This window comes from Caulobacter segnis (assembly GCF_019931575.1).
GTDB classification, from domain to species: domain Bacteria; phylum Pseudomonadota; class Alphaproteobacteria; order Caulobacterales; family Caulobacteraceae; genus Caulobacter; species Caulobacter segnis_C.
The window spans coordinates 3,867,249-3,891,940 of the sequence record NZ_CP082923.1 but is presented as its reverse complement, the minus strand read 5'-3'; the positions used below and the strand labels follow the sequence as shown (position 1 = coordinate 3,891,940).

Sequence of the window (24,692 nt, the reverse complement as noted above, 5' to 3'; positions counted from 1 at the left end):
CAACAAACGCCGATCTCCAACGCCGATTTCTTTCTCTGGGGGACCCGATGCAGGCAATATCGATCGCCGCGGCCGGCATGATGGCCGCCGCCGACCGCCTCACCGCCAGCGCTCACCGCATGGCCGCGGCGGACGCCCAGGCCGAACGCGCCGAGGGGCTCTCGGACGTCGACTACGTCACCGAGCGGACCGGGCAGATCAGCGCGGTCAACGACTTCAAGGCCAATGCGGCGGTCATCAAGACCGCCGACGAGATGGCCGGCGCGCTGCTGAACCTCAAGGTCTAGCGCGCCTCCAGGTCCCGAGCGTGGTTCGCCACGCTCTCCAGAGTTTCCCAAATTCTCGAGTTCTCGAGGTTAGAGCCTGGCCAGCCGGTTCGGTTTCCCACCGGAGCGGACAGGTTCTAGCGGCCGGACGCCCAAAGCGCGCCCCCCTTTGCCGAGGGCGTTCGGCAGCCGCCTCCCGCATTGCCCCCTAGCCTCGCGGGAGGCGGCCCCCACGCGGGGCCGTTCCGGTCTTCAATCCGGCGTCAGCACCATCTTCAAAGCCCCCGCTTCGCGGGACTCGAACAGGCGGTAGGCCTCGGCGCCCTGGCTGAGCGGCAGGCGGTGGCTGACATACTTCTCCGGCCGCAGCCGTCCCGAGCGGACCAGCGGGAACAGGGCCGGCAACTCCTCGGGCACCGAGCAGGTCCCCACCCGGAAGGTCAGGCCCGCCGCGAAGGCGCGCTCCAGCGGGAAGGGAAAGCGCCGGGCCTGCTGCACCCCGATCACCGACACCACGCCGCGTGGGCGCGCCAGGCGCAGGGCCGCGTCGACCGTCGCCTCGCCGCCCACGGCCTCGATCACGCAGTCCAGGCCCCGACCCTTGGTGTCCTCGCGCACCCGGGGCAGGACCTCGTCGGGCGTCAGGGCGATCGCGCCGGCCTCCGCCGCCAGGGCCCGGCGGGCGGGCAGGGGATCGATGGCGTAGACCACGTGCGCGCCCATGACATAGGCGCTCTCGACCGCCATCAGGCCGATGGGGCCCAGGCCGATCACCGCCACGCTGGCGCCGGGGCGGACCTCGGCGTTGCGCGCCCCGAACCAGGCCGTGGCCAGGGCGTCGGTCATCATCAGCGCCTGTTCCATCGAGACGCCTTCGGGCACTGGCACGGCGTTCATGTCGGCGGCCGGCACCCGCACGGCCTCGGCCTGCGAGCCCTGCAGCCGCGCCGACAGGCCATAGCAGCCGAACTCGCCATACTCGCAGGTCTGGACCACGCCGGCCAGGCACGAGCGGCAGCGGCCGCAGCCGACGGCGGCCGGCAGCATGACCTTGTCGCCGACCTTCAGCCGATGGACGCCCCGTCCGATCTCGACCACCTCGCCGACCGCCTCGTGGCCGACGCAGAAGCCCAGGTCCTCCGAGAACCCGTGGCCGTGATAGATGTGCAGGTCCGAGCCGCAGATCGAGCAGGCGGTGACCTTGACGATCGCGTCGCGGTCCGACTGGGGCGTCGGGTCGTCCATGCTCTCGTACCGGACGTCACGGGCGCCGTGATAGCGAAGGGCCTTCATTGTGCTCGTCTCCAGCTAGAGCGACAGGCCGCCGTCGACCACCAGGGTGTGGCCGGTGACATAGGCGGCCAGCGGGGAGGCCAGGAACAGCGCCGCGCCGGCCATGTCGGCGGGGGCGCCCATCCGCCGCTGCGGAATGGCGGAGAGCGCCCCGGCCAGGCGATCGGGGCTCCCGGTGGTGACCTTGGTCAGCTTGGTCTCGACCAGGCCCGGCGCCAGGCCGTTGACCCGCACCCCCTCGGGCGCCCAGGCCTGGCCCAGGGTCTTGGTCAGGCTGATCGCGCCAGCCTTGGAAGCGGCGTAGGCCGGGTTGCCGATATTGGCCTTCAGGCCCGAGATCGAGCTGACGATGATCACGCTGCCCCGGCTCTCGGTCAGGGCCGGCTTGAAGCGGCGGGCGCAGTGCATCAGGCTGTCGAGATTGACGGCCATCACCCGGTCCCAGCCGGGCCGTTCGAACTCGCCGCGCTTGTAAACCACCGTCCCTTGGCACAGCACCAGCACGTCCAGGCCGTCCGCGAACGGGGCGGGCGCGGCCTCGATGGCGTCGGGATCGCCGACGTCGACGCCGGCATAGGCCAGGCCCGAAAGGTCCGAGCCCTCGGCGGGGTCGTAGTCGCCGGCGCTGGCCCGCGTGCCCCAGACCGCGACGGCCGCGCCCCGCGCCCGGAACGCCTGGGCGATCCCGTTGCCGATGCCGCTGGACCCGCCCACGACCAGCACCCGCCGGCCGCTGAAATCGGTGTCGTCGATCATCCCGGCGTCTCCCTTTTTCAAAGGATAGGCGCGGGTGACGTTGGGGAGGTCAAAGCCTTGAACCCCTCTCTCTTTGAGAGAGGGGGGGCGTGCCTACTTCGCCTGGTCCATCAGGCCGGCGAAGCGTTCGAACAGGTAGAGGCTGTCGGTCGGGCCGGGCGAGGCTTCGGGGTGGTGCTGGACCGAGAACACCGGCTTGTCGGCCAGCTGGATGCCGGCGTTGGTGCCGTCGAACAGCGAGACGTGGGTCTCCCGGACCGGGGCCGGCAGCGAGGCCGAGTCCACGGTGAAGCCGTGGTTCATCGAGACGATCTCGACCTTGCCGGTGGTCAGGTCCTTGACCGGATGGTTGGCGCCGTGGTGGCCCTGGTCCATCTTCACGGTCTTGGCGCCCAGGGCCAGGGCCAGCATCTGGTGGCCCAGGCAGATGCCGAACACCGGCTTGCCGCTCTGCACCAGCTTCTGGATCTCCGGCACGGCGTATTCGCCGGTCGCGGCCGGGTCGCCCGGGCCATTGCTCAGCAGCACGCCGTCCGGATTGCGGGCCAGGATGTCCTCGGCCGAGGTCGAGGCGGGCACCACCGTAGCGCGGGCGCCGACATGGGCCAGGGCGCGCAGGATGTTGCGCTTGACGCCGTAGTCGATGACCACGACCTCGTACTTGGGCTTGTCCAGCTTGGCGTAGCCTTCCGGCCACGACCACAGGCCCTCGTCCCAGGTGAAGGTCTGGGTGGTCGAGGCGTCCTTGGCCAGGTCCAGGCCTTCCAGGCCGGCCCAGGCCTTGGCCTTGGCGACCAGGGCGGGCAGGTCGAACTGGCCGTCCGGCGCGTGGGCGATGACGCCGTGCGGCATGCCGGTCTCGCGGATCTTGCGGGTCAGGGCGCGGGTGTCGATCCCGGCCAGGCCGATGACGCCGCGGGTCTTCATCCAGGCGTCGAAGTCGCCGTTGGCGCGCCAGTTGGCCTGCTGGGTCGGGACGTCCCGGAACAGGGCGCCGCGGGCGGCCGTCTCGGACACGCCGGTGATCTGCTCGACGTCCTCGACGTTCGTGCCGACATTGCCGATGTGCGGGAAGGTGAAGGCCACGATCTGGGCCATGTAGGACGGGTCGGTCAGGATCTCCTGATAGCCCGTCATGGCGGTGTTGAAGCACACCTCGCCGACCGCGTCGCCGACCGCGCCGCAGCCCACGCCTTGCAGGATGGTGCCGTCGGCCAGGGCCAGAACGCCGGTAACGCCGGGGAGAAGGTCTTGGGACATTCTTGGAGCGCTCCTGAACGCGAGGGGGTGGGTGTCTATTGTCGCAAAAAGGCGGGCCAGGGGTAACCCCGGTCCAGCCCCGGCATGCCGGGGCGTTGCTTGCAAGAAAGCGGACGGGCTTTTGGCCCGTCCGCCGCGCAAACGGCGCGGTGTCTAGGGGGTATGGGGGAGGGGGTCAACCCCTCGCGTCCCCCCAGGCGATCACGCGGATTTCGCTTGGCTCCACATTCCCGTGATCGCTGAACGCGCCCCCTCGCGCGAAGGCCCGAAAAGCCCTTATGGTGAACGGCTTCCAGGCAAGAATGACCAGACGAACACGGGAGGACGGACCCATGCTCGAACTGCGCCCGAATTGCGAGTGCTGCGACGCGGATCTGCCGCCGGCCAGCGACGCGGCCCGAATCTGCACCTTCGAGCACACCTTCTGCGCGTCCTGCGCGGACCTGCGCTTCGACGCGGCTTGCCCCGACTGCGGCGGCGGCCTGGTGGCCAGGCCGATCCGCCCCGAGAGCCAGCTGCACCGCTACCCCGCGTCGCTGCGCCGCGTGAACAAGGGTCACCGCTACACGACGCCGATCCGGCGGGAACCTGAGCGGGACCGGCCGGCGGGGTGGGCTTAGGGGGGCTGGCGAGCGTCTCCTCCGTCACGCGCGTATTCGCGCCGCGCCACCTCCCCCGTTTCACGGGTGAGGAGAAGACGCGGCCCATTGGTCTGACCTTTTGTCTGAGTAATCAAGCGCAGGTTCCGTCGCCTGGCCGAACTCCCGTCGAGCGACGTTCGCGCCGGCCATAGGTCGACCACGGCTCCCGCGCCGCGCCCGACGGCCCGGAATTCCCCGCCAACCCCCGACCCCTCGCCGTCCCGCTCGCCGAGCGTGGCGCCGGCGCCGCATGTGCGCGTCAAAGGTCGGACAGGACTCGGCGAACGAGGTCTGACCACCTTGACCTTCGAGGACTTACCTCATAACCCTATCAGTGTGACCGCTACCACCGCTTAGGAGCGGAGGTCGCCAAGGCTCGGGAAGGGACCTTGGCGGGCTAAGAGAAACAAACAGGCGCAGAGCGCCGAGGCTTAGGGGAGAAACATGCTGTCCATCCGACAAAACCGTTCCGTTCGTCTGGCGCTGATCGGCGCGACATGCCTGACCACTTTGGTGATCGGTCAGGCCGCTTACGCCCAGACCGCGCCCGCGCCGGCCGCGTCCTCTGACGCCGTCGAGGAGATCGTCGTCACCGGCTACCGCAAGAGTCTGGCGCAATCGACCGTGGCCAAGCGCGAGACGACCGGCTTCGCCGACGCCATCTTCGCCGAGGACATCGGCAAGTTCCCCGACTCCAACATCGCCGAGTCGTTCAACCGCATCCCCGGCATCACCATCACCCGCGACATCACGGGCGAAGGCACGAACGTCGCCATCCGCGGCCTGGGCAGCAACTTCACCAACGTGACGCTGAACGGCGCCTCGATCGCCGTGGCCTCGTCGGGCGCGACCGACGCGCAAGGCACCGACCGCTCGGTCGACCTTTCGTTCTTCCCGACCGACCTCTTCACCAAGCTGACGGTCAACAAGAGCTATTCGGCCAGCCTGCTGGAAGGCGGCGCGGCGGGTAACATTGACATGCGCTCGGCGCGTCCGTTCGACCGCCCCGGCCAGCACCTGACCATGAACGTCCAGGGCGTGAAGCCGGACGGCGCCAAGCTGGGCGGCAAGGGCTCGCTGATCGCCAGCAAGACCTGGGACAATTTCGGGGTCCTGTTCGGGGTTTCGGGCCAGCGCCTGCACACCGACACGCGCGGCTACGAGACCATCGGCTTCACCAATCCGAACCTGTCGGCGGCCCAGTGCGGCGCGACCAGCGGCTGCAACGCCACGGGCGGCGGCAACTGGACGATCCCGGCCACGGTGCCGGTCGGCGCGGGCGGCGGCCTGGTGGCCGGCACGCTCATCGACCGCAACTTCCTGCTGGCCAACAACCCCGGCGCCAGCATCCAGCAGATCGACAACGGCCTGCTGCCGCGCCTGGGCCGCCCGTCGGCCGAGTACGGCCGCCGCGACCGCCTCAACCTGGTCGGCAGCCTCGAATGGCGTCCGAACGACGACATGAACTTCTATGTCGACGGCATGTACGGCTACAAGAAGAACGACCTGCTGCGCGAGGACATCGCCTGGATCGTGCGCAACGGCGCGGTCATTCCGATGAACACCAAGTACGACAAGACCGACTGCTCGGCGGGCTGCACGGTCACGCAAGGCACCTACGCCAATTCGCAGTTCTTCCTGGAATTCCGGCCCTATCTCGAGAAGACCGAGCTGTGGGGGATCAATCCGGGCGGCGAATGGCGCATCACCGACAAGCTGAAGGTCGAGGCCCAGGCCAACTACACCAAGAGCAACTTCCACCGCGAGAGCCCGACCTTCGGTCCGGTGACGGCGCTGGGCGTCGGCGCGACGGTCGACTACACCTACAACCCGACCGGCATCCCGACCATCAAGAGCAGCGTCGACCTGAACAACCCCGCCAACTTCGTCTGGACCGGCGGCCGGTTGAACATGCAGGACGAGAAGCGCTGGTATGAGACCAAGGGCGCCCGCGCGGTCGTCACCTGGGGCGACGAGGCGCTGAACCTGAAGTTCGGCGGCAACTACGACGATGTCTCGCGCACCATCCGCGGCTACGACAACACCACCCCGTGGCAGAACGCGACCTGCGGCAACAATCCCAGCATCACCCTGCTGTCGCCGAACAGCGCGCCGCCCTGCCAGGGCCTGAACCAGCCGGGCGCCGCGCCGGCGGGCTATCCGACCTATCCGGGCTACGGCACGGGCGCCACGGCCGGCCAGACCGGCACGCTGACCTATGGCGGCTCGCTGATCCCGACCGCCAACCTGGCCAGCTACCTCAAGCCCGGCCCGGCCGGCTTCGTCACGGTCGACTGGGACAAGGTCAAGAAGGCCACCAACTACGACGCGCTGCACGACGCCTCGCCGGAAACCGGCGGCTCCAACACCGGCGCTAGCGGCGGCTACATCAACGAGAAGAACAGTTCGGCCTATACCGAGCTGAACGGCGTCACCCAGGTGATGGACAGCGACCTGCGCTTCAATGTCGGCGTCCGCTACGTCCACACCAAGCAGACGATCGGCGGCCGCGTCTCGCTGGCGGACCCGCGCAACACCCTGCCGGGCGGCGCCCAGCTGCCGGACGGCGCGCGTTATCCGAACGTCACCAACTTCGTCTACACCGAGAACACCTATTCGAAGTGGCTGCCGGCCGCGAACATCGCCTATGACGTCGGCGAGCACGCCGTGGCCCGCGTGGCGGTGTCCGAGACCATGACCCGCCCGGATCCGGCCGCCCAGCTGCCGGGCGTCAGCTTCGGCGCCCCGTCGGCCGACCAGGCCACGATCGGCAACTCGGCCCTTAAGCCGTACTTCTCGAAGAACATCGACCTGGGCTTCGAGTTCTACACCGGCCAGGAAGGCGTGATCGCCGTCAACGCGTTCCGCAAGTCGCTGACCGGCTTCACGACCAACAACGTCGTGACCCAGCCGTTCTCGTACCTGGCCCAGTACGGCATCACCTACGACACCCTGAACGACACCCAGAAGACGGCCATCAACTCGCGTGGCGGCCCGACCCAGGCGCAGGTTCAGATCCAGTCGCAGATCAACGTGCCCAACAAGCTGACGATCAACGGCCTGGAATTCCAGTGGGTGCAGCCGCTCGACTTCCTGACCAGCCGGTTTGGCGTCGAAGGCCTGGGCGTCAACGCCAACGCCACCATCGTCGACCAGACCAGCAACGGTCCGGCGATCGCCTACGGCGTGGCCAAGTACACCTACAACCTGACGGGCTACTACGAGCACAACGGCGTCAGCCTGCGTCTCAGCCACGTCTACCGGAAGGGCTCGCAGTCCAGCGGCGCCAACCAGAACGGCGTCACCGCCGCCGCCCTGTTCTCGGACGACTACAAGCAGACGGACTTCTCCTCGAGCTACGACCTGGAGAAGATCTTCGGCTTCAAGAACGCCCCGCAGCTGACCTTCAACGTGACCAACCTGACCAACGAGGCGCTGCGCTCGTACTTCCAGTACGACAACGCCACCTTCACCTACTACAAGCCCGGCCGTCAGTACTTGGTCGGCCTGCGCATGAGCTTCTAGGGCTCGGTTTCTACTTGGTTCCCTCTGCCCGCCGGTCGCGCGTTCCCTGGACCGGCGGGATCTTTTCGAATTCGCGCGAGGCCGACATCCTCCACCTCCCACCTCGCGCGGGCTTGCCGGCGCGTCCTTCCCCGAAGCGGGGCGAGGGCGCGCCGCTTTTTTTTGCCTGGTTTTACCGCGCGCCTCTGCGGCGAAGGACAATCTGTCGCGGCTTAATCAGTGTGGCGAAATCAGGGCGTTAACCTTCGCTGTGGCATGGGAGGGTTCGCAAGGAGCCGCCATGATCCCCGCCGACCCGACCACCGCCAAGATCGCCGCCCTTTCGGCCCGCTTCGCCCTGGGCGTGGGCGAGGTCGTGCTGAACCTGGCCCTGTCGGCGGCCGTGCCGGTCAGCATCGTGGTGTTCGCCGCCCTGACGTTCTGAGGTCCGTCTCCGTCGAGTCCGGCCGTCGGCCGCTGAGCGTTATAATGTAACATTCTTCTTGTGCTGAACGGGCGGGCGCTCTAGACATGGTGTTATAAAATAACACCATGGCCGCCCATGTCCCTCCCAGCTCCGTCCACCGCGCGCATTGACCGCCGCCTGCCCGTCACCGTGCTCTCGGGCTTCCTGGGGGCGGGCAAGACCACCTTGCTCAACCACGTCCTGGGCAACCGTGAAGGCAAGAAGGTCGCGGTCATCGTCAACGACATGAGCGAGGTGAACATCGACGCCGCCCTGGTCGCCGAGGGTGGGGCGGACCTGTCGCGGACCGACGAGGCCCTGGTCGAGATGTCCAACGGCTGCATCTGCTGCACCCTGCGCGAGGACCTGCTGAAGGAGGTCCGTCGCCTGGCCGCCGAGCGGCGCTTCGACTACCTGCTCATCGAGTCGACGGGCGTCTCCGAGCCGATGCCGGTGGCGGCGACCTTCGACTTCCGCGACGAGGCCGGCGACAGCCTGTCGGACGTCGCCCGGCTGGACACCATGGTCACGGTGGTCGACGCCTTCAACTTCCTGCGCGACTACGGCTCGCGCGACCGGCTGGCCGATCGCGGCGAGACGGCGGGCGAGGACGACCATCGCACCGTCGTCGACCTGCTGGTCGAGCAGATCGAGTTCGCCGACGTCATCGTCCTCAACAAGACCGACCTGGTCTCGGCCGACGATCTGGGGCGGCTGGGGGCGATCATCGCCACCTTCAACCCGCGCGCCCGGATCGTCGCGGCGACCCGGGGCGGCGTGGCCCTGGACCAGGTGCTGGACACCGGCCTGTTCGACCCGGTCCAGGCCGAGGGCGCGGCCGGCTGGCAACAGGCCTTGATGGGCGAGGTCCTGCCGGAGACCGAGGAATACGGCATCGACCACTTCGTCTACCGCGCGGCCCGACCCTTTCATCCCGGGCGGCTGAAGGCGTGGTTGGACAGCGAATGGCCAGGCGTGCTCCGCTCGAAGGGCTTCCTGTGGCTGGCCACCCGTCCCGACCGGGTCGGCGGCTGGAGTCAGGCGGGGGCGGTCACCCAGTTCGGCCCGCATGGCCGCTGGTGGGCGACCGCGCCGCGCGAGGCCTGGCCGGACGATCCGGCCTGGCGGGCGGCGATCGACAAGGTCTGGAACCCGCCCTACGGCGACCGCCGCCAGGAGATTGTCCTGATCGGCCAGCACATGGACCGCGCGGCGCTCACGCGGGGCTTCGACGCCTGCCTGGTCTCGGACCTGCAATTCGGCTTCGGGCCCAAGGCCTGGGCCAAGCTGCCGGACCCGTTTCCGGCCTGGGACTGACATGGCGGCCCGGACCGAAGCGCGCCCCGCCGAGGACGCGGACTGGGAGCCGACGCCCGCCTGGGTCGTGGCCACCCTGGGCGTCAGCCCCGAGGACGCCGAGTGGCTGCTGGTGCTGTACCGCTTCCAGCCGACGGACGCCGAGGGCCCGCGCCCGCGCTTCTACTGCGAGGCCTTGTAGTCGCACCCCGCGCGAGGCGTCTGGAACTGGGCTTGGCCGGTGCTGTAAGAACGGCCCATGACCACGATCACCACCGTCGGCGTCGACGCCGACGACACCCTCTGGCACTGCGAGAGCCTGTTTCGCCTGTCGCACGCCCGCTTCCTGGAGCTGCTGTCCGAGCACGGCGATCCCGAGAAGATCGAGGCCCAGCTGACGGCGGTCGAGAAGCGCAACCTGCGGGTCTATGGCTACGGGGCCAAGGGCTTCACCCTGTCGATGATCGAGACGGCGCTGGAGGTCACCGACGGCGCGGTCGACACCCGCGTGATCCGCGAGATCCTGGCCGTCGGCCGCGAGATGCTGACCGAGCCGATCGAGCCGCTGCCGGGCGTCGAGCTGGCGCTGTCGGAGCTTTCCAAGCGCTACCGCCTGATCCTGGTGACCAAGGGCGACCTGCTGCACCAGGAGCAGAAGCTGGCCTCGTCGGGCCTCGGCGATTATTTCGTCGCCGTCGAGATCGTCTCCGAGAAGGACGCCGGGACCTACCGCCGGGTGTTCGACCGCTATGGCACGGGCGCCGGGCAGGCGGTGATGGCCGGCAACTCGATGAAGTCCGACATCCTGCCGGCCCTGGAAGCCGGCTGCTGGAGCGCGCTGATCCCATATCCGCTGGTCTGGTCGCACGAGGCGGCCGACGCGCCGGTGGGGCATGAGCGGTATGTCGAGCTGGGCAATATCGGCGAGCTGCCGGGGTGGGTGGACCGGATTTCGCGGTCCTGAGCCGTCTCCTTGATCCCGCTCTCTGAGAGAGAGGGAGCTCGCTCAGCGTTTCCCCAACCCCGCCATCCAGTCCCGCGCCGGCCGCTCGAAGGCCACCAGCGACAGGTACGCGATCGGGAACAGGGCCACGACCCAGACCAGGCACCACAGCCGCATGGCGTCGCCGTTCAGGCCCCACATGCCGAAGCCGACCCAGTTCAGGGCGATCTTCAGGGCGATCGGGTGCAGCAGATAGAGGCTGAACGACAGCTGGGCCCATGGCGCCAGGGCCTTGCTGACCCCGCCCTGGACACCCGCCGCGTCGGCCGCCACGCCCGCCAGGCCGACGGCGTAGATCAGCAGCAGCAGGCTCGTCCGAGACGCTCCCATCCCCGAGGCGACGAAGAACGCCGCCAGCAGGGCCCACATCACGAACCGGGCGAAGGGCAGGCGGCCCAGGACGTCCTTCAGCTGGAAGGCCAGCATGCCCAGCATGAAGCCGGGCACGGCGCGGGCGACGCCGAAGTCGTAGGTCCACTGCGAGAAGGGCTCGCCGGTCCGCGAGATCCACAGCAGCAGGGCCAGGCTCCCGACCGCCACGGCCGCCGTGGGCCAGCGGCCCAAAGCGGTAATCCGAAAGAGCAGGGGCAGGGCGATGTACATCCCCATCTCGGCGCTGATCGCCCAGCTGACGAAGTTCCAGGTCTGGGCCTTGCAGGTTCCCCAGGCGTGGACGAACAGGATGTTCTGCGGGATGCACGAGACGTCGTAGCGTGAGGCGTCCCGCTCGTTCAGCACACCCGCCCAGCCCAGGGCGGCGATGGCCACGAACACCGCCAGCGTCGCCCAGTGCAGCGGCCCCAGGCGCGCGACGCGCTTCTGCAGGAAGTCGCGGTACTTGGCGAAGGTGGTCAGCCGGCCGGTATAGATCGCCGCCATCACATAGCCGGAGATCAGGAAGAACAGGTCGACGATCAGGCTGAAGCTCTTGATCGTGTCGTCCGCCAGCTGCCAGCGGCCATCCAGGTTGATGAACCGGTTGAAGTGGAACACCACGATCATCACCGCCCCCACGATCCGCAGGGCGTCCAGGTGCAGCATCTGGTCGGAGTCGGGCTTCAGGGGCGGGAGGCGGAGCATGCGGAAGCTGTGGCATGGGACGGCGACGGCGTCACCGGCCCATCTCTCCTCCCCTTTTGGGGGAGGGGGACCGCCGAACGGCGGTTGAGGGGGGGGCGAAGCGTCGTCAACACCGCTGCGCGGACCCCCTCCGTCTCGATGCGTATTCGCATCGATCCACCTCCCCCTAATGGGGAGGAGGGTTAGATCGCCACGCCCCCGGCGGTCTCCCGGTCAGCGCCTTCACGTCGCGCGTCATGTGGGCCTGGTCGGCGAAGCCGGTCTCGGCAGCGATGTCGGCCAGGGGCGCGGCCGTTCCGGTGATCAGCCCCCACGCCCGCCGCGCCCGCGCCTCGACCCGGTAACGCGAGGGCGCCACGCCGTAGGCCTGGCGGAACCAGCGAAAGGCGGTCTCGCGGGCGATCCCGTGGTCGCGGGCCCAGGCCTCGACGGCCAGGTCGGAGGCGTCCGACAGGGCGGCCGCCATCAGGTCGGGGGCGTCGTCGCGGGCGGGGCGGCCGGGCGTCCAGCTCTCGGCCAGCAGGGCGCGGGCGGCGCGGGGATCGCGCTCGGCCAGGCGGGCCAAGGCGTCGGGATCGGCGATCCGGGCGACGGCGAAGGCCGGGGCGGCCGCCAGCGGCAGGTTCAGCACCATGGCGCGACCGGCCTGGGCGCGATTGGGCGCGGGGTTCCAGTGGGCGCTGAAGGCGGCGTGGACCAGCACGTCCCCGGCCTCGACCCGCCAGCGGCCCCGCTCGCCCGCCTCCTCGTAGCCGCCCGCCAGCACCACGGCGGCGTAGGGCGCGGCGTGGATATGGCGCGGGATGGCGTCGGCGGGGAGGGTGTGCCGGAGCGGCGGGTGCATGGGCCGGAGGGTAGCCGCGCGGGGCGGGCGGGGCGAGTTAAAGCGGTGTCATGGGGCATCATCTGCTCCCCCTCTGGGGGAGCTGTCGCGGAGCGGCTGAGGGGGCTAATGCGGCCTATGCCGAGCTGCCCCCTCCGGCCCTCTGGGCCACCTCCCCCAGAGGGGGAGGAGAGACAAAGCTAGATCGCCACCCGTTTCGCGATCGCGTTGCGGCGCGCCTTCGTCTCCTGCTGGGCCCGCTGGACGGCTTCCGTCTCGGTCGCGTGCAGCAGGTGGTCGATCACCCGTTCCAGGTGGTCGCGCATGGCCTGGCGGGCCGCCGCCGGGTCGCGCGCCTTCAGCGCCTCGACCACCCTCCGGTGCTCGACGATGCGGGGCTCGAGCCCCATGCCGCGCGCGCGGGTCAGGATGTTGCGGGCCAGGGGCGAGCGGTTGCGCCAGTCCCAGAGGTTCTCGATCGTGGCGATGATCGCGCCGTTGCCGGTGGCGCGGGCGATGGTCAGGTGGAACTCGCGGTCGGCGTCCTCGCCCCGGATCTCCTCCTCGACGTGCATGCGCTCCAGCAGGCCCTCCAGGGCCGCGATCTGCTCGTCGCTGATCGAGGTGGCGGCCAGCGCCGCGGCCTCGCCCTCGAACAGGCGGCGGGCCTCGATCAGTTCGAAGGCGCCGATCTCGAAGTCCATCTCGGCCGACGGGGCGATCGGGCGGACATTGCCGGTGACGTAGATGCCCAGGCCGTGGCGGGCCTCGATCATGCCCAGCATTTCCAGGGCGATCATCGCCTCGCGCAGGGTCGGGCGGGAAACTCCGAACTGCTCGGCCAACTCGCGCTCGGTCGGCAGGCGGTCGCCGATCTTGTACTGCCCCGCCTCGATGGCGTCGGCGACGGTGTCGGCGATCTTGCGGTAGAGCTTGACGTTGTCGGACATGCGGGCTCGAGAGACTTCGGGAAGACGCGGGCGCCCAGAGGGGCTTCCCGCGGGCGTTAGTCGGATCCTTGAATCACTACCACGGACACCGGTGGCGATTGACCAAATTTCTGTCGCTTCCAGCCCGAATGGTCAGAGTTTGTCGGTCCTCTTGGCCAGATGTTGGGCGACGAAGTGGGCGACCATCTGGCTCACCAGTCGTGCATCGAGCCGTCGAGACGGCGGGCCACGGGCAGGTAGGCGCGCTGGTACGGATACTTGGCGGCCAGGTCCTCGTCGATGTCGACGCCCAGGCCGGGCGCGTCGCCGGGGTGCAGCATGCCGTCTTCGAAGGTGTAGGCGTGCGGGAACACCGCGTCGGTCTCGGGCGTGTGGCGCATGTATTCCTGGACCCCGAAATTGGGGATCGACAGGTCGAAGTGCAGGGCCGCGCCCATGCAGACCGGCGACAGGTCGGTGGCCCCGTGGCAGCCGGTGCGCACGTGGTGCAGGTCGGCGAAGCTGGCCAGCTTCTTCAGGTGGGTGATCCCGCCGGCGTGGACGACCGTGGCGCGGATGTAGTCGATCAGCTGCTCCTCGATCAGCTGCTTGCAGTCCCAGACCGAGTTGAAGATCTCGCCGACGGCCAGCGGCGTGGTGGTGTGCTGGCGGATCAGCCGGAAGCTGGCCTGGTTCTCGGCCGGGGTGGCGTCCTCCATCCAGAACAGCCGGTAGGGCTCGAGATCCTTGCCCAGGCGCGCGGCCTCGATCGGGGTGAGGCGGTGGTGGACGTCATGCAGCAGGTGCAGGTCGTCGCCCAGGCGCGCGCGGGCGGCCTCGAACAGGGCGGGGGTCGAGCGCAGGTAGCGCTCGGTCGACCACACGGTCTCCTTGGGCAGGTCGCTGTCGGCCGGCTCGTAGAAGAACTTGTCCTTGGAGACGCCGTAGGTCCCCTTCATGCCCGGCACGCCGGTCTGCAGGCGGATGGCCTTGTAGCCCTGGGCGGCGTAGTGGGCGGCGTTGTCGAGGGTCTCGTCGATCGTCTCGCCGTTGGCGTGGCCGTAGACCATGACGCCCGTCCGGCAAGCGCCGCCCAGCAACTGGTAGACCGGCAGGCCGGCGATCTTGCCCTTGATGTCCCACAGCGCGGTGTCGACGGCGGCGATGGCGGCCATGGTCACCGGGCCCCGGCGCCAGTAGGCCCCGCGGTACAGGAACTGCCAGATGTCCTCGATCTGGTGGGCGTCGCGGCCGATCAGGCAGGGGATGACGTGCTGGGTCAGATAGGCCTCGACCGCCAGTTCGCGGCCGTTCAGCGTGGCGTCGCCGATGCCGTACACCCCCTCGTCGGTGATGATCTTCAGGGTGACGAAGTTGCGCCCCGGACACGTGACGATGGTCTTGGCGGCGATGATCTTGGGCATGGGACGCTTTTGCTGGAACCGTGAAGCGGGGCCGAAAGATCATGGGCGCGCCGTACTCAGGGCGCCCATACCTGAGCGCTCGGGCGTCCATCTTCCTCCCTGCTTATCGGTTTACCGCTACCATGAGGGTTGTCAACCCGGTGGTCTGACCACTAGTCTTCGGTGTCCCGACCTTTGACGGCGCTGCCGACAGCGACGTTCGAGGCGGTGCAAACCGTACAAGAATGTCCGATCTTCGTGAGGATCGGCGGGGAGCGAGACATGCGTTTGTTGGCGTTGGCGGCGGCCGTCCTGCTTCTGGCCGCTCCGGCCGCTCGGGCCGAGGACGGCTACGATCTGTGGCTCCGCTACAGGCCGATCGAGGCCGGCGCCAAAGCGTCCTATGCCGCCCGCGCCGCCGCCATCGCGCCCCCGGCCTCTTCGAGCGCCGACACCCCGACCCTGAAAGTCGCCCGCACCGAGCTGGAGCGGGGCCTGACCGGCCTGGTCGGTAAGCCCGCCATCGCCGCCGCCGGCGCCCGCGACGGAGTGATCCAGCTGACCGTCGCGCCGCAGCAGGGCCTGGGCGACGAGGGCTACCGGATCCGCACCACGGCGGTGAACGGCAAGGCCACGACGGTCATCGCCGCCAATCGCGACATCGGCGTGCTGTACGGCGTCTTCCGCTATCTGGAGCTGATCCAGACCCGCCAGCCGGTCGACAAGCTCGACATCGCCTCGTCCCCCAAGGTGAAGCTGCGGATGCTGAACCACTGGGACAACCTGAACCGCACGGTCGAGCGCGGCTATTCGGGCCAGTCGATCTTCGACTGGTGGCGGCTGCCCGGCCATGTCGATCCGCGCATGGTCGACTACGCCCGCGCCAACGCCTCGATCGGGATCAACGGCACGGTGCTGAACAACGTCAACGCCAAGGCCGACAGCCTGACCCCGGCCTATATCGCCAAGGCTGCGGCCCTGGCCGACACGTTCCGGCCATACGGCATCAAGGTCTATCTGTCGGCCCGCTGGTCGGCGCCGGTCGAGCTGGGCGGCCTGAAGACCGCCGACCCGCTGGACCCGGCCGTCGCCGCCTTCTGGAAGGCCAAGGCGGACGAGATCTACAAGGCCATCCCGGACTTCGGCGGCTTTCTCGTAAAGGCCAATTCGGAAGGCCAGCCGGGACCGCAGGACTATGGCCGCACCCATGTCGACGGGGCCAACATGCTGGCCGACGCGGTCGGCCCGCACGGCGGCGTCGTGATCTGGCGCGCCTTCGTCTATTCGCACGAGCAGCCCGACGACCGCGCCAAGCAGGGCTACAACGAGTTCAAGCCGTTCGACGGCCAGTTCCGCGACAACGTGGTCATCCAGGTCAAGAACGGGGCCATCGACTTCCAGCCGCGCGAGCCGTTCCACCCGCTGTTCGGGGCCATGCCGAAATCGAACCTCGGCATGGAGTTTCAGATCACCAAGGAATATCTCGGCTTCTCGACCCACCTCGTCTACCTCGGCCCGATGTACGAGGAGACCCTGCGCTCGGACACCATGGCCCACGGCAAGGGGTCGACCGTGGCCAAGGTGGTCGACGGCCAACTGGACGGCCGCAAGCTGACGGTGATGGCCGGGGTGGCCAATATCGGCTCGGACCGTAACTGGAGCGGCTCGCAGTTCGACCAGGCCAACTGGTACGTCTTCGGGCGTCTCGCCTGGGATCCGGAAGCCTCCACGCGCGACATCGCCACCGACTGGGCCAGGATGACCTTCACCAACGACCCGCGCTTCGTGAAGCCGGTGGTCGAGATGATGATGGGCTCGCGCGAGGCGACGGTGGACTACATGACGCCGCTGGGCCTGCACCACCAGATGGGCCGCAGCCATCACTACGGCCCGGGCCCCTGGGTCTCCGGCGGCGAGCGCGCCGACTGGACCAGCGTCTACTACGCCAAGGCCGGCCCCGACGGCCTGGGCTTCGACCGCACCCCGACGGGCAGCAACGCCACGGCCCAGTACGCCCCAGCGGTCGGGGCCTGCTACGCCGACCTCAAGTGCGTCGACGAGAAGGACCTGCTGTGGTTCCACCACCTGTCGTGGGACTACCGCCTGAAGTCCGGCGACACGCTGTGGGACGGCCTGGTCAAGCGCTACGGCCAGGGCGTGAAGTATGTCGACGGCATGGAGACGACCTGGGCGGCGATGACGCCGTACGTCGATCCGCAGCGCCACGCCGAGGTCGCCGACTACCTCAAGATCCAGCGCGACGAGGCCCAATGGTGGCGCGACGCCTCGGTGGCCTGGTTCGGGAGCTTTTCGAAGCGCCCGCTGCCGCCGGGTGAAAAGCCGCCGCCGAAGACCCTGGAGCAATACGAGGCGATGACGTTCCCCTGGGCGCCGGGGATTTGAGGCGGCGAGTAGCCATCCCTCCTCCCCATTAGGGGGAGGTGGCGCGCCGCGAATACGCGGCGTGACGGAGGGGGTCCGCGAAGCGGTGCTGACGAGATAGCGCCCCAAAGCCCCCTCCACCGCCGTTCGGCGGTCCCCCTCCCCCAAGAGGGGGAGGAGTGCCATCCCTTCTCCCCAAAAAGGGAGGAGAGGAAAAATGGGCGGCGGCGCGGGCGGTTTGCGTGGTTTGTTTCGTCAGTCAGCTGACACCTTCCCACCTGTCCCGAGACCGCCCGCATGAAGCTCCTCGTCTCCGCCGCCGTCGCCGCTTTGCTCGCCACGACGGCCGTCGCCGCGCCGCTGAACGTTCCCGCGACGCTGAAGACCATCGACGCCCAGCTGGATCGCGACTACCCGGCGCTGGACGCCCTGTACAAGGACATCCACGCCCATCCGGAGCTGGGCTTCCAGGAGGTCGAGACGGCCGCCAAGCTGGCCAAGGAGATGCGCACCCTGGGCTTCACCGTCACCGAGGGCGTCGGCAAGACCGGCGTGGTGGCGGTGCTGAAGAACGGCGAGGGGCCCAAGGTGCTGATCCGCACCGAGCTGGACGCCCTGCCGATGCAGGAGAAGACTGGCCTGCCCTACGCCAGCCAGGCCCAGGCCACCTGGAACGGCGACAAGGTCTACGTCGCCCATTCGTGCGGCCACGACATCCACATGGCCGCCTGGATCGGGACCGCCCGCCAGCTGGTCGCCCGCAAGGCCCAGTGGAAGGGCACGCTGGTCTTCATCGCCCAGCCCTCGGAAGAGACGGTCAGCGGGGCGCGGACCATGCTGGACGACGGCCTGTTCCAGAAGATCGGCGGCAAGCCCGACTACGGCTTTGCCTTGCACGTCGGCCCCGGCGCGGCCGGCGAGGTCTATTACAAGCCGGGCGTGCTGACCTCGACCTCGGACGGGTTGGACATCACCTTCAACGGCCGGGGCGGGCACGGCTCGATGCCGGCGGCCACGATCGACCCGGTGCTGATGGCCGCCCGCTTCACCGTCGACGTCCAGAGCGTGATCAGCCGCGAGAAGGACCCCGCCGCGTTCGGCGTGGTCACGGTTGGCGCGATCCAGGCGGGTAGCGCCGGCAACATCATCCCCGACAAGGCCCGCGTGCGCGGCACCATCCGCACCCAGGACGACGCGGTGCGGACCAAGATCCTGGCCGGGATCGAGCGGACGGTGAAGGCCGTCACCGACATGGCCGGGGCCCCGCCGGCCGACCTCAAGATCACCCCCGGCGGCAAGATGGTGGTCAATGACGCGGCCCTGACCGAGCGCACCGCGACCGTGTTCAAGGCCGCCTTCGGTTCGCGCGCGATCCTCAACCCGTCGCCGGGCTCGGCGTCCGAGGACTATTCGGAATTCGTCCTGGCCGGCGTGCCGTCGGTCTATTTCAGCATCGGCGGCCTGGACCCCGCCGAGATGGCCAAGGCCAAGGCCGAGGGCCGCCCCCTGCCGGTCAATCACTCGCCCTTCTTCGCGCCCGTGCCGCAACCGAGCATCCGCACGGGGGTGGAGGCGATGACCCTGGCGGTGCTGAACGTGATGGGGAAGTAGGTCGACCCTATCTCTCTTCCCCCTCTGGGGGAGGGGGACCGCCGAACGGCGGTGGAGGGGGCTTTGGGGACGAGGCCTGTTCAGAACCGCTTCGCGGACCCCCTCCGTCACGCCGCGTATTCGCGGCGCGCCACCTCCCCCTAATGGGGAGGAGAGGCGTCGCAGTTCTCGCGGATGAACGCCATGTGATCCGGCATCACCGCCGCCGACTTGGCGATGACCGCCTTGATCTCGGCCATGCGGGCCTTGAACAGCCCCTCGTCCATGGCGTCGACCATGGGGTCGTAGGCCTCCGGGATGATCCCCTGGCCGATCATCACCGCGAACCACGAGGTGTCGTTGAACAGCTCCTCGTTCTCGCGGAAGATCCGGCCCGAGCCTTTGAATAGGGCGATCTTGTCGGCCAGGTAGTCGGGGATCGCCATCTCGCGCAGATAGTCCCAGTAGGGGGTGTCGTTTCGCTGCGTGGCCTTGAAGTGCAGGATCAGGAAGTCCCGGATCTTCTCGTACTCGAAGGTCATGGTGCGGTTGTAGCGGTCGATGTCGGCCTGGAAGAACCGGCGGTCGGGGAAGTGGGCCAGCAGGCGCGAGATTCCGACCTGGATCAGGTGGATAGACTGGCTCTCCAGCGGCTCCATGAAGCCGGCCGACAAGCCGATGGCCACGACGTTCCTGTCCCAGCTCTTCTTGCGACGGCCGGCGGTGAAACGCAGGAAATTCGGCTCGGCCAGGGGCTCGCCGTCCAGGTTCGCAAGCAGGTCGGCCAGGGCCTCGTCGTCGCTGACATGCGCGCTGGAATAGGCGTAGCCGTTGCCCAGCCGGTGCTGCAGCGGGATCCGCCACTGCCAGCCGTGCGGCCGGGCCGTGGCCCGCGTCGCCGGGGCCAGCGAGCCGCCCAGCGTACACGGCATGGCCACCGCGCGGTCGTTCAGCAGCCAGTGCGACCAGTCCTCGTAGCCGGCCTTCAGGGTCTGCTCGATCAGCAGGCCCCGGAAGCCCGAGCAGTCGATGAACAGGTCGCCTTCGATGACCGCGCCGCTCTCCAGGGTGACCGAGGTCACGTGGCCGCGCTCGCCGTCCTGCTGCACCGACTGGATGCGGCCCTCCTGGCGGACGACGCCTCGCGCCTCGGCGTATTCGCGCAGGAACTTGGCGTAGAGGCCGGCGTCGAACTGGAAGGCGTAGGCGATCTGGCCCAGCGGCGAGTTGGCCTGGCCGTTGGGGCGCATGAACTTGCTCTGGCGCGAGCCCAGGGTCTGCAGGCTGTAGGCGCCCAGGTCGTCCTCCAGCCCCAGGGCGCGGGCCTTCAGCCAGTAGCCGTGGAACGACACCCCCTCCATGTCGACGCCATAGGGGCCGAACGGGTGGTGGTAGCTGTGGCCGATTTCCTTCCAGTCGACGAAGTCGATGCCCAGCTTGAACGTCGCCTTGGTCTTCTTGACGAACTCGTTCTCGTCCAGCCCCAGCATGCGGTTGAAGATGTTGATCTGCGGGATGGTCGACTCGCCCACGCCCACCGTGCCGATGGCCTCGGACTCCACCAGGGTGACCTTCGTGTAGCCGTCCTTGAGGAAGCGCCCGAGAGCGGCGGCGGTCATCCAGCCGGCGGTGCCGCCGCCGACGATGACGACCCGGCGCAGGCGGTGGTTCTCGGTCATTTCGCGATCTCGAATTCCGGGGCCGCGCAATAGCGGGCGATGAAGGCTTCGTGGGTCGGCATGGCCTCGGCCGTGCGGCGGATCAGGCCGCCGAGGCGCTCCATCTGTCCCCGGACGAAGGCCTGGTCGTACTGGTCGACCAGCGGGTCGTGGCGCCGGGGCGTGATCCCCTGGCCCAGCAGCACCGCGATCCAGCTGGGCTCGGCGAAGAGGTCGTAGTCCGACTGGAAGAGGCGGCCGGACGAGCGGAACAGCTCGATCTTGCGCGACAGGTCGGCCGGGATCTCCATCTCGCGCAGCGCCTTCCAGTACGGCTCGTCGCGCTGGTTGGCGTGGAAGTGCAGGATGATGAAGTCGCGGATCAGCTCGACCTGCAGGATGGTCAGGCGGTTATACTCGGCGATCTCGACGGGGTTGAAGCCGCGGTCGGGGAACAGGGCCAAGAGCTTGGTGATGCCGGCCTGGATCATGTGGATGCTGGTGCTCTCCAGCGGCTCCAGGAAGCCCGACGACAGGCCGATGGCCACGACGTTCTTGTTCCAGATCTGCTTGCGCCGGCCGGGACGGAACTTGATGAAGTTCGGCTCCTGGGTCGGAGCGCCGTCCAGCGTGCCTCGCAGAGTCTTCAGCGCGTCCTCGTCGCTGATGTGCTGGCTGGCGTAGACATAGCCCGTGCCGATCCGGTGCTGCAGTGGGATGCGCCAGACCCAGCCGGCCGCGTGCGCCGTGGCGCGGGTGAACGGGGTCAGGCCATCGCCGCCCATCTCGCACTGCAGGGCCACGGCGCGGTCGTTGGCCAGCCAGTGGCCCCAGTCCTCGTAGCCGGTCTTCAGGGTCTGCTCGATCAAGAGGGCGCGGAAGCCGGTGCAGTCGACGAACAGGTCGGCCTTCAGCACCCGGCCGTCCTCCAGGGTGACGCCGGTGACGAAGCCGGTCTCGCCGTGCTGCTGGACGCTGGCGACCTTGCCCTCGACGCGGGTGACGCCGCGCGTCTCGGCATAGCCGCGCAGGTACTTGGCGTAGAGGCTGGCGTCGAAGTGGAAGGCGTATTTCAGGGCCGACATCACCTGGCCCGGGTCCTTGGACGGCAGGGCGAAGCGGCCCAGGTTCACCGCCGTGGCCGGCAGGTTGAAGTCGTCGATCGGCGCGGCCCAGCCCTCGTGATAGGCGCGCAGCCAAAACTGGTGGAACTTCAGCGCCTCGATATCCAGGCCGAAATTGCCGAACGGGTGCTGGTAGCGGTGGCCCTTGTGCTTCCAGTCGACGAACTCGATGGCCAGCTTGAAGCTGCCCTTCGTCGCCCGCATGAACTCGGCCTCGTCGATGCCGAGGATCTGGTTGAAGGTGGTGATCGGCGGGATGGTGGCCTCGCCGACCCCGACGGTGGCGATGGCGTCGGACTCCACCAGCGTGACCCGCACGCCCTTGGTGTCGAGCACCTTGGACAGGGCGGCGGCCGTCATCCAGCCGGCGGTGCCGCCGCCGACGATCAGGACCTCGCGGATGGGGTTGGTCATGCGACGCTCACATGCTTCAAGTTCATCTCTCCTCCCCCTCTGGGGGAGGGGGACCGGCGAACGCCGGTGGAGGGGGCTTTGGGGCGTTGCGGGCTCAGAACCGCTGCGCGGACCCCCTCCGTCTCGCCGCGTATGCGCGGCGATCCACCTCCCCCTAATGGGGAGGAGGGGGAGTTTGGTCTAAACACCGGGCATCTCCTCCGCCGTCTTCTCGATCACCGTCCGCATCCGCCCCAGCATCTCGCGTGTCCGCTCCAGCGGCATGCGCTCGACCAGCGGGTCCCAGCGTCGCGGAACAATCCCTCGCGCCAGGAACGCATGCACCCAGGCCTGCTCCGGCCAGGTCTCCTCGTCGTACATCACCACCCGGCCCCGGCTTTCGAACTGGGCGAGCTTCCAGGCCAGCTCGGGAGGCGTCGCATCGAGCACGCCCCAGCGCAGGATGGCCATGTCGCGCGCGCGGTCGACGGCCAGGGCGGTCAGGCGGTTGAACTCGGCGATCGTGGCCGGGCCGGTCGGCAGCAGGGCGACCAGGCGCGAGACGGTTGTCTGCAGCAGGTGCAGGTCGCCGCCGTCGGCCGCGCCGAGGCGGGCCAGGGCAGCGCCGACCGCCACGGTCTTGCCCTCGACCGCGCGAACCCGGCGGCCGGCCTTCAGCGGCGCGTCGTGGGCGAAGGTGGCGACCGCGCCGTCGACGCCGGACAGCCGCGCGCCGGCCGGCAGCCAGCCGCTCCAGTCCTCGCGAGGGCCGTCGCCCGCCTCGCCGGACGCGTCGACCACCAGGTCGGCGTCGGGGCGGCCGTCCACGATCACGGCCCCGGCCTTCAGGGCGACGGCCCTCAGGGCCTTGGCGTAGACCGCCCCGTCCAGCAGCAGGCCGTGGTCCAGGGTCGACAGCGGGGAACGGGGATCGGCGCTCCTCGGCGCGAAGCGGCCGCGCGCGGCGGCCTGGGCGGCCAGGCTCCAGGCGTCCAGCGGCGCGCCTTCACGGGCGCGCAGCCAGTAGTGGTGGAAGGCCAGGCCCTCCAGCGGCGCGCCGGTGTCGCCGAACGGCTCGACGGCGTCGCCGTGGCGCAGGGCCAGCAGAGGCTTGCCGATCTCGGGCAGGCCCAGCCGGGCGTGCAAGCCTCTCAAGGCGGGGAGGGCGACCAGCTGGCCCGAGGCCGGCGGGGCGGTCTCGGTCACCGCGACCTCGGCGACGCCGCGCGCGGTGGTGGCGAGCACCGCGGCGGTCATCCAGGCGTCGACGCCGCGTCCGACGATCAGGATCCTCATGCCAAGGCTCCGGAGGTCCGGGCGTCGGCGAAGCCGCGCAGGAAGGTCTCGTGGGCCGGCATGGCCTCGACCGTGCGAGCCACGGCGGTCTTCAGCTCGGCCAGGACGCGGGCCGACTGGGCCGGGTCGATCGCCTCGACCAGCGGGTCCCAGCCCTCGGGGACGACGTTCTGGCCCAGATAGACGGCCAACCACGACGGCTCCTTGAAGAACCCGTCCTTGTAGGCGGCGACCACCCCGCGCTCGCGCCACAGGGCCATCTTGTCGGCCAGGCTGTCGGGGATCGGGGCGGCGGCGCGGTCGCGCCAGAAGTCGGAATCGCCGCGCTGGTTGGCGTGGTAGTGCAGCACCAGGAAGTCGCGGATCCGCTCGAACTCCAGGTCCATGACCCGGTTGTACTCGTCCTGGTCGGCGGGCTCGAAGCCCCGGTGCGGGAAGAGCTCCAGCAGGGTCGAGATGGCCACCTGGATCAGGTGGATCGAGGTGCTCTCCAGCGGCTCCAGGAAGCCGGACGACAGGCCGATGGCCACGACGTTCTTGAACCACTGCTTCTTGCGCCGGCCGGTGACGAACCGCAGGAAGCGCGGGTCCTGCTGCGGGGCGCCGTCCAGCTTGTCGACCAGCACGCGGGCGGCCTCGTCGTCGCTGATATAGCTGGAGCAGTAGACATAGCCGTTGCCCACGCGGTGCTGCAGCGGGATGCGCCAGCGCCAGCCGCACTGGTCGGATGTGGCGCGGGTCAGGGGCGTGGCGGGCTCGACGGAGTCGCAAGGGACGGCGGCGGCGCGGTCGCAGGGCAGCCAGCGGGTCCAGTCCTCGTAGCCGGCGTGCAGCGCCTGCTCGATCAGCAGCCCTCGGAACCCCGAGCAGTCGATGAACAGGTCGCCCTCGATCGCCTGGCCGCTCTCCAGGGTCACGCCGGTGACGAAGCCGTCGTCGGGGCGCTGCTGGACGCTGGCGATCTTGCCTTCGGTGCGGACGACCCCGCGCGCCTCGGCATAGGCCCTCAGGTAGAGGGCGTAGAGCCCTGCGTCGAACTGGTAGGCGTAGTTGAAGGTCGAGCCCAGCGAGCGCGGGTCGGGCGAGGGCGGGGCGAACTTGCCCGCGAAGCCGGCCATGATCGGCAGGCTGTAGGCGGTGATGGCGTCGGCCCCTTGCTCCCCATTTGGGCCGCGTTGGCGGGCCCGCAGCCAGTGCTGGTGGAACGGGATGCCGCCGATCGGGTGGCCGAAGGCGCCGAACGGGTGGACGTACCGCTCGCCCTTGCGGCCCCAGTCGCGGAACTCGATGCCCAGCTTGTAGGTCGCCTGGGTCTTCTTCATGAAGTCGGCTTCGTCGAGGCCGAGGCGGGCGTTGTAGTTGCGGATGTGCGGGACCGTGGCCTCGCCGACCCCGACCGTGCCGATCTCGGCCGACTCGACCAGGTCGATGGCGACGGGCAGGCCCTTCAGCACGGCCGACAGGCCGGCGGCGGTCATCCAGCCGGCCGTGCCGCCGCCGACGATGACGATCTTTCGGATGGGGCTCAT

20 protein-coding genes and 1 pseudogene are annotated in these 24,692 nt (G+C 69.1%); 9 read left to right on the top strand and 12 right to left on the bottom strand.

Going from position 1 to position 24,692, the window contains the following annotated elements:
- Window positions 1–47 precede the first annotated feature (47 nt).
- Entirely contained in the window at window positions 48–287 is a 240-nt protein-coding gene (locus K8940_RS17870) for a flagellar basal body rod C-terminal domain-containing protein (protein WP_223391413.1), read from the top strand.
- Between the two features lie 231 nt (window positions 288–518).
- Here the strand turns inward: K8940_RS17870 and K8940_RS17865 are convergent, their stop codons facing one another.
- The 3 genes from K8940_RS17865 to carA form a co-directional block, all read right to left on the bottom strand.
- Window positions 519–1,559: an alcohol dehydrogenase family protein gene (locus K8940_RS17865; protein WP_223391412.1), complete on the bottom strand. Its 1,041-nt coding sequence runs from the start codon at window positions 1,557–1,559 to the stop codon at window positions 519–521.
- A gap of 15 nt (window positions 1,560–1,574) precedes the next feature.
- The gene (locus tag K8940_RS17860) at window positions 1,575–2,315 is read right to left on the bottom strand and encodes an SDR family NAD(P)-dependent oxidoreductase (RefSeq protein ID WP_223391411.1); all 741 of its coding nucleotides are present in this window, start codon (window positions 2,313–2,315) and stop codon (window positions 1,575–1,577) included.
- A gap of 93 nt (window positions 2,316–2,408) precedes the next feature.
- Window positions 2,409–3,575, bottom strand: a complete 1,167-nt coding sequence (gene carA / locus K8940_RS17855; protein ID WP_223391410.1) for a glutamine-hydrolyzing carbamoyl-phosphate synthase small subunit — start codon at window positions 3,573–3,575, stop codon at window positions 2,409–2,411.
- 332 nt (window positions 3,576–3,907) lie between these two features.
- Here carA and K8940_RS17850 point away from each other — a divergent pair, with 332 nt between their 5' ends.
- The 6 genes from K8940_RS17850 to K8940_RS17825 all read left to right on the top strand — a co-directional run bounded on the left by K8940_RS17850 (window position 3,908) and on the right by K8940_RS17825 (window position 10,446).
- Window positions 3,908–4,195, top strand: coding sequence for a DUF1272 domain-containing protein (locus K8940_RS17850; protein ID WP_223391409.1), 288 nt, complete (start codon window positions 3,908–3,910; stop codon window positions 4,193–4,195).
- Between the two features lie 465 nt (window positions 4,196–4,660).
- The gene (locus K8940_RS17845) at window positions 4,661–7,741 is read left to right on the top strand and encodes a TonB-dependent receptor (RefSeq protein WP_223391408.1); all 3,081 of its coding nucleotides are present in this window, start codon (window positions 4,661–4,663) and stop codon (window positions 7,739–7,741) included.
- Window positions 7,742–8,021: 280 nt separating this feature from the next.
- Window positions 8,022–8,165, top strand: coding sequence for a hypothetical protein (locus tag K8940_RS17840; protein ID WP_223391407.1), 144 nt, complete (start codon window positions 8,022–8,024; stop codon window positions 8,163–8,165).
- 117 nt (window positions 8,166–8,282) lie between these two features.
- The gene (gene zigA / locus K8940_RS17835; RefSeq protein WP_223391406.1) at window positions 8,283–9,503 is read left to right on the top strand and encodes a zinc metallochaperone GTPase ZigA; all 1,221 of its coding nucleotides are present in this window, start codon (window positions 8,283–8,285) and stop codon (window positions 9,501–9,503) included.
- Window position 9,504: 1 nt separating this feature from the next.
- Window positions 9,505–9,684: a hypothetical protein gene (locus K8940_RS17830; protein WP_223391405.1), complete on the top strand. Its 180-nt coding sequence runs from the start codon at window positions 9,505–9,507 to the stop codon at window positions 9,682–9,684.
- Window positions 9,685–9,741: 57 nt separating this feature from the next.
- The gene (locus tag K8940_RS17825) at window positions 9,742–10,446 is read left to right on the top strand and encodes an HAD family hydrolase (protein ID WP_223391404.1); all 705 of its coding nucleotides are present in this window, start codon (window positions 9,742–9,744) and stop codon (window positions 10,444–10,446) included.
- A 42-nt stretch (window positions 10,447–10,488) separates the two neighbouring features.
- Here the strand turns inward: K8940_RS17825 and K8940_RS17820 are convergent, their stop codons facing one another.
- From K8940_RS17820 to manD, 4 genes are all read right to left on the bottom strand, one after another.
- The gene (locus tag K8940_RS17820) at window positions 10,489–11,565 is read right to left on the bottom strand and encodes an acyltransferase family protein (RefSeq protein WP_223391403.1); all 1,077 of its coding nucleotides are present in this window, start codon (window positions 11,563–11,565) and stop codon (window positions 10,489–10,491) included.
- Between the two features lie 166 nt (window positions 11,566–11,731).
- Window positions 11,732–12,409 carry a helix-turn-helix domain-containing protein gene (locus tag K8940_RS17815; RefSeq protein ID WP_223391402.1) on the bottom strand — a complete coding sequence of 226 codons (678 nt, stop codon included), beginning with the start codon at window positions 12,407–12,409 and terminating at the stop codon, window positions 11,732–11,734.
- Window positions 12,410–12,588: 179 nt separating this feature from the next.
- A complete protein-coding gene (locus tag K8940_RS17810; RefSeq protein ID WP_223391401.1) occupies window positions 12,589–13,338 on the bottom strand; it encodes a FadR/GntR family transcriptional regulator in 750 nt (249 codons plus the stop codon).
- A gap of 191 nt (window positions 13,339–13,529) precedes the next feature.
- Window positions 13,530–14,741, bottom strand: coding sequence for a D-mannonate dehydratase ManD (gene manD, locus K8940_RS17805; protein WP_223391400.1), 1,212 nt, complete (start codon window positions 14,739–14,741; stop codon window positions 13,530–13,532).
- Between the two features lie 261 nt (window positions 14,742–15,002).
- Between manD and K8940_RS17800 the strand changes: the two genes are divergently transcribed.
- Window positions 15,003–17,123 carry an alpha-glucuronidase family glycosyl hydrolase gene (locus K8940_RS17800; RefSeq protein WP_223391399.1) on the top strand — a complete coding sequence of 707 codons (2,121 nt, stop codon included), beginning with the start codon at window positions 15,003–15,005 and terminating at the stop codon, window positions 17,121–17,123.
- A gap of 276 nt (window positions 17,124–17,399) precedes the next feature.
- Window positions 17,400–18,713, top strand: a complete 1,314-nt coding sequence (locus K8940_RS17790) for an amidohydrolase (RefSeq protein ID WP_223391398.1) — start codon at window positions 17,400–17,402, stop codon at window positions 18,711–18,713.
- 12 nt (window positions 18,714–18,725) lie between these two features.
- Here K8940_RS17790 and K8940_RS23965 read toward each other — a convergent pair.
- From K8940_RS23965 to K8940_RS17765, 5 genes and pseudogenes are all read right to left on the bottom strand, one after another.
- Window positions 18,726–18,797: pseudogene (locus tag K8940_RS23965) on the bottom strand (hypothetical protein); the annotation flags it as partial.
- A gap of 56 nt (window positions 18,798–18,853) precedes the next feature.
- Window positions 18,854–20,371, bottom strand: a complete 1,518-nt coding sequence (locus tag K8940_RS17780) for a tryptophan halogenase family protein (protein WP_223391397.1) — start codon at window positions 20,369–20,371, stop codon at window positions 18,854–18,856.
- A complete protein-coding gene (locus K8940_RS17775) occupies window positions 20,368–21,888 on the bottom strand; it encodes a tryptophan halogenase family protein (protein ID WP_223391396.1) in 1,521 nt (506 codons plus the stop codon). Before K8940_RS17775 ends, K8940_RS17780 begins: the two co-directional genes overlap by 4 nt.
- A 180-nt stretch (window positions 21,889–22,068) precedes the next feature.
- Entirely contained in the window at window positions 22,069–23,163 is a 1,095-nt protein-coding gene (locus K8940_RS17770; protein WP_223391395.1) for a tryptophan 7-halogenase, read from the bottom strand.
- Window positions 23,160–24,692 (bottom strand): tryptophan halogenase family protein, encoded by a 1,533-nt coding sequence (locus K8940_RS17765; RefSeq protein WP_223391394.1) that lies wholly within the window; start codon window positions 24,690–24,692, stop codon window positions 23,160–23,162. The genes K8940_RS17770 and K8940_RS17765 overlap by 4 nt, the downstream gene beginning before the upstream one ends.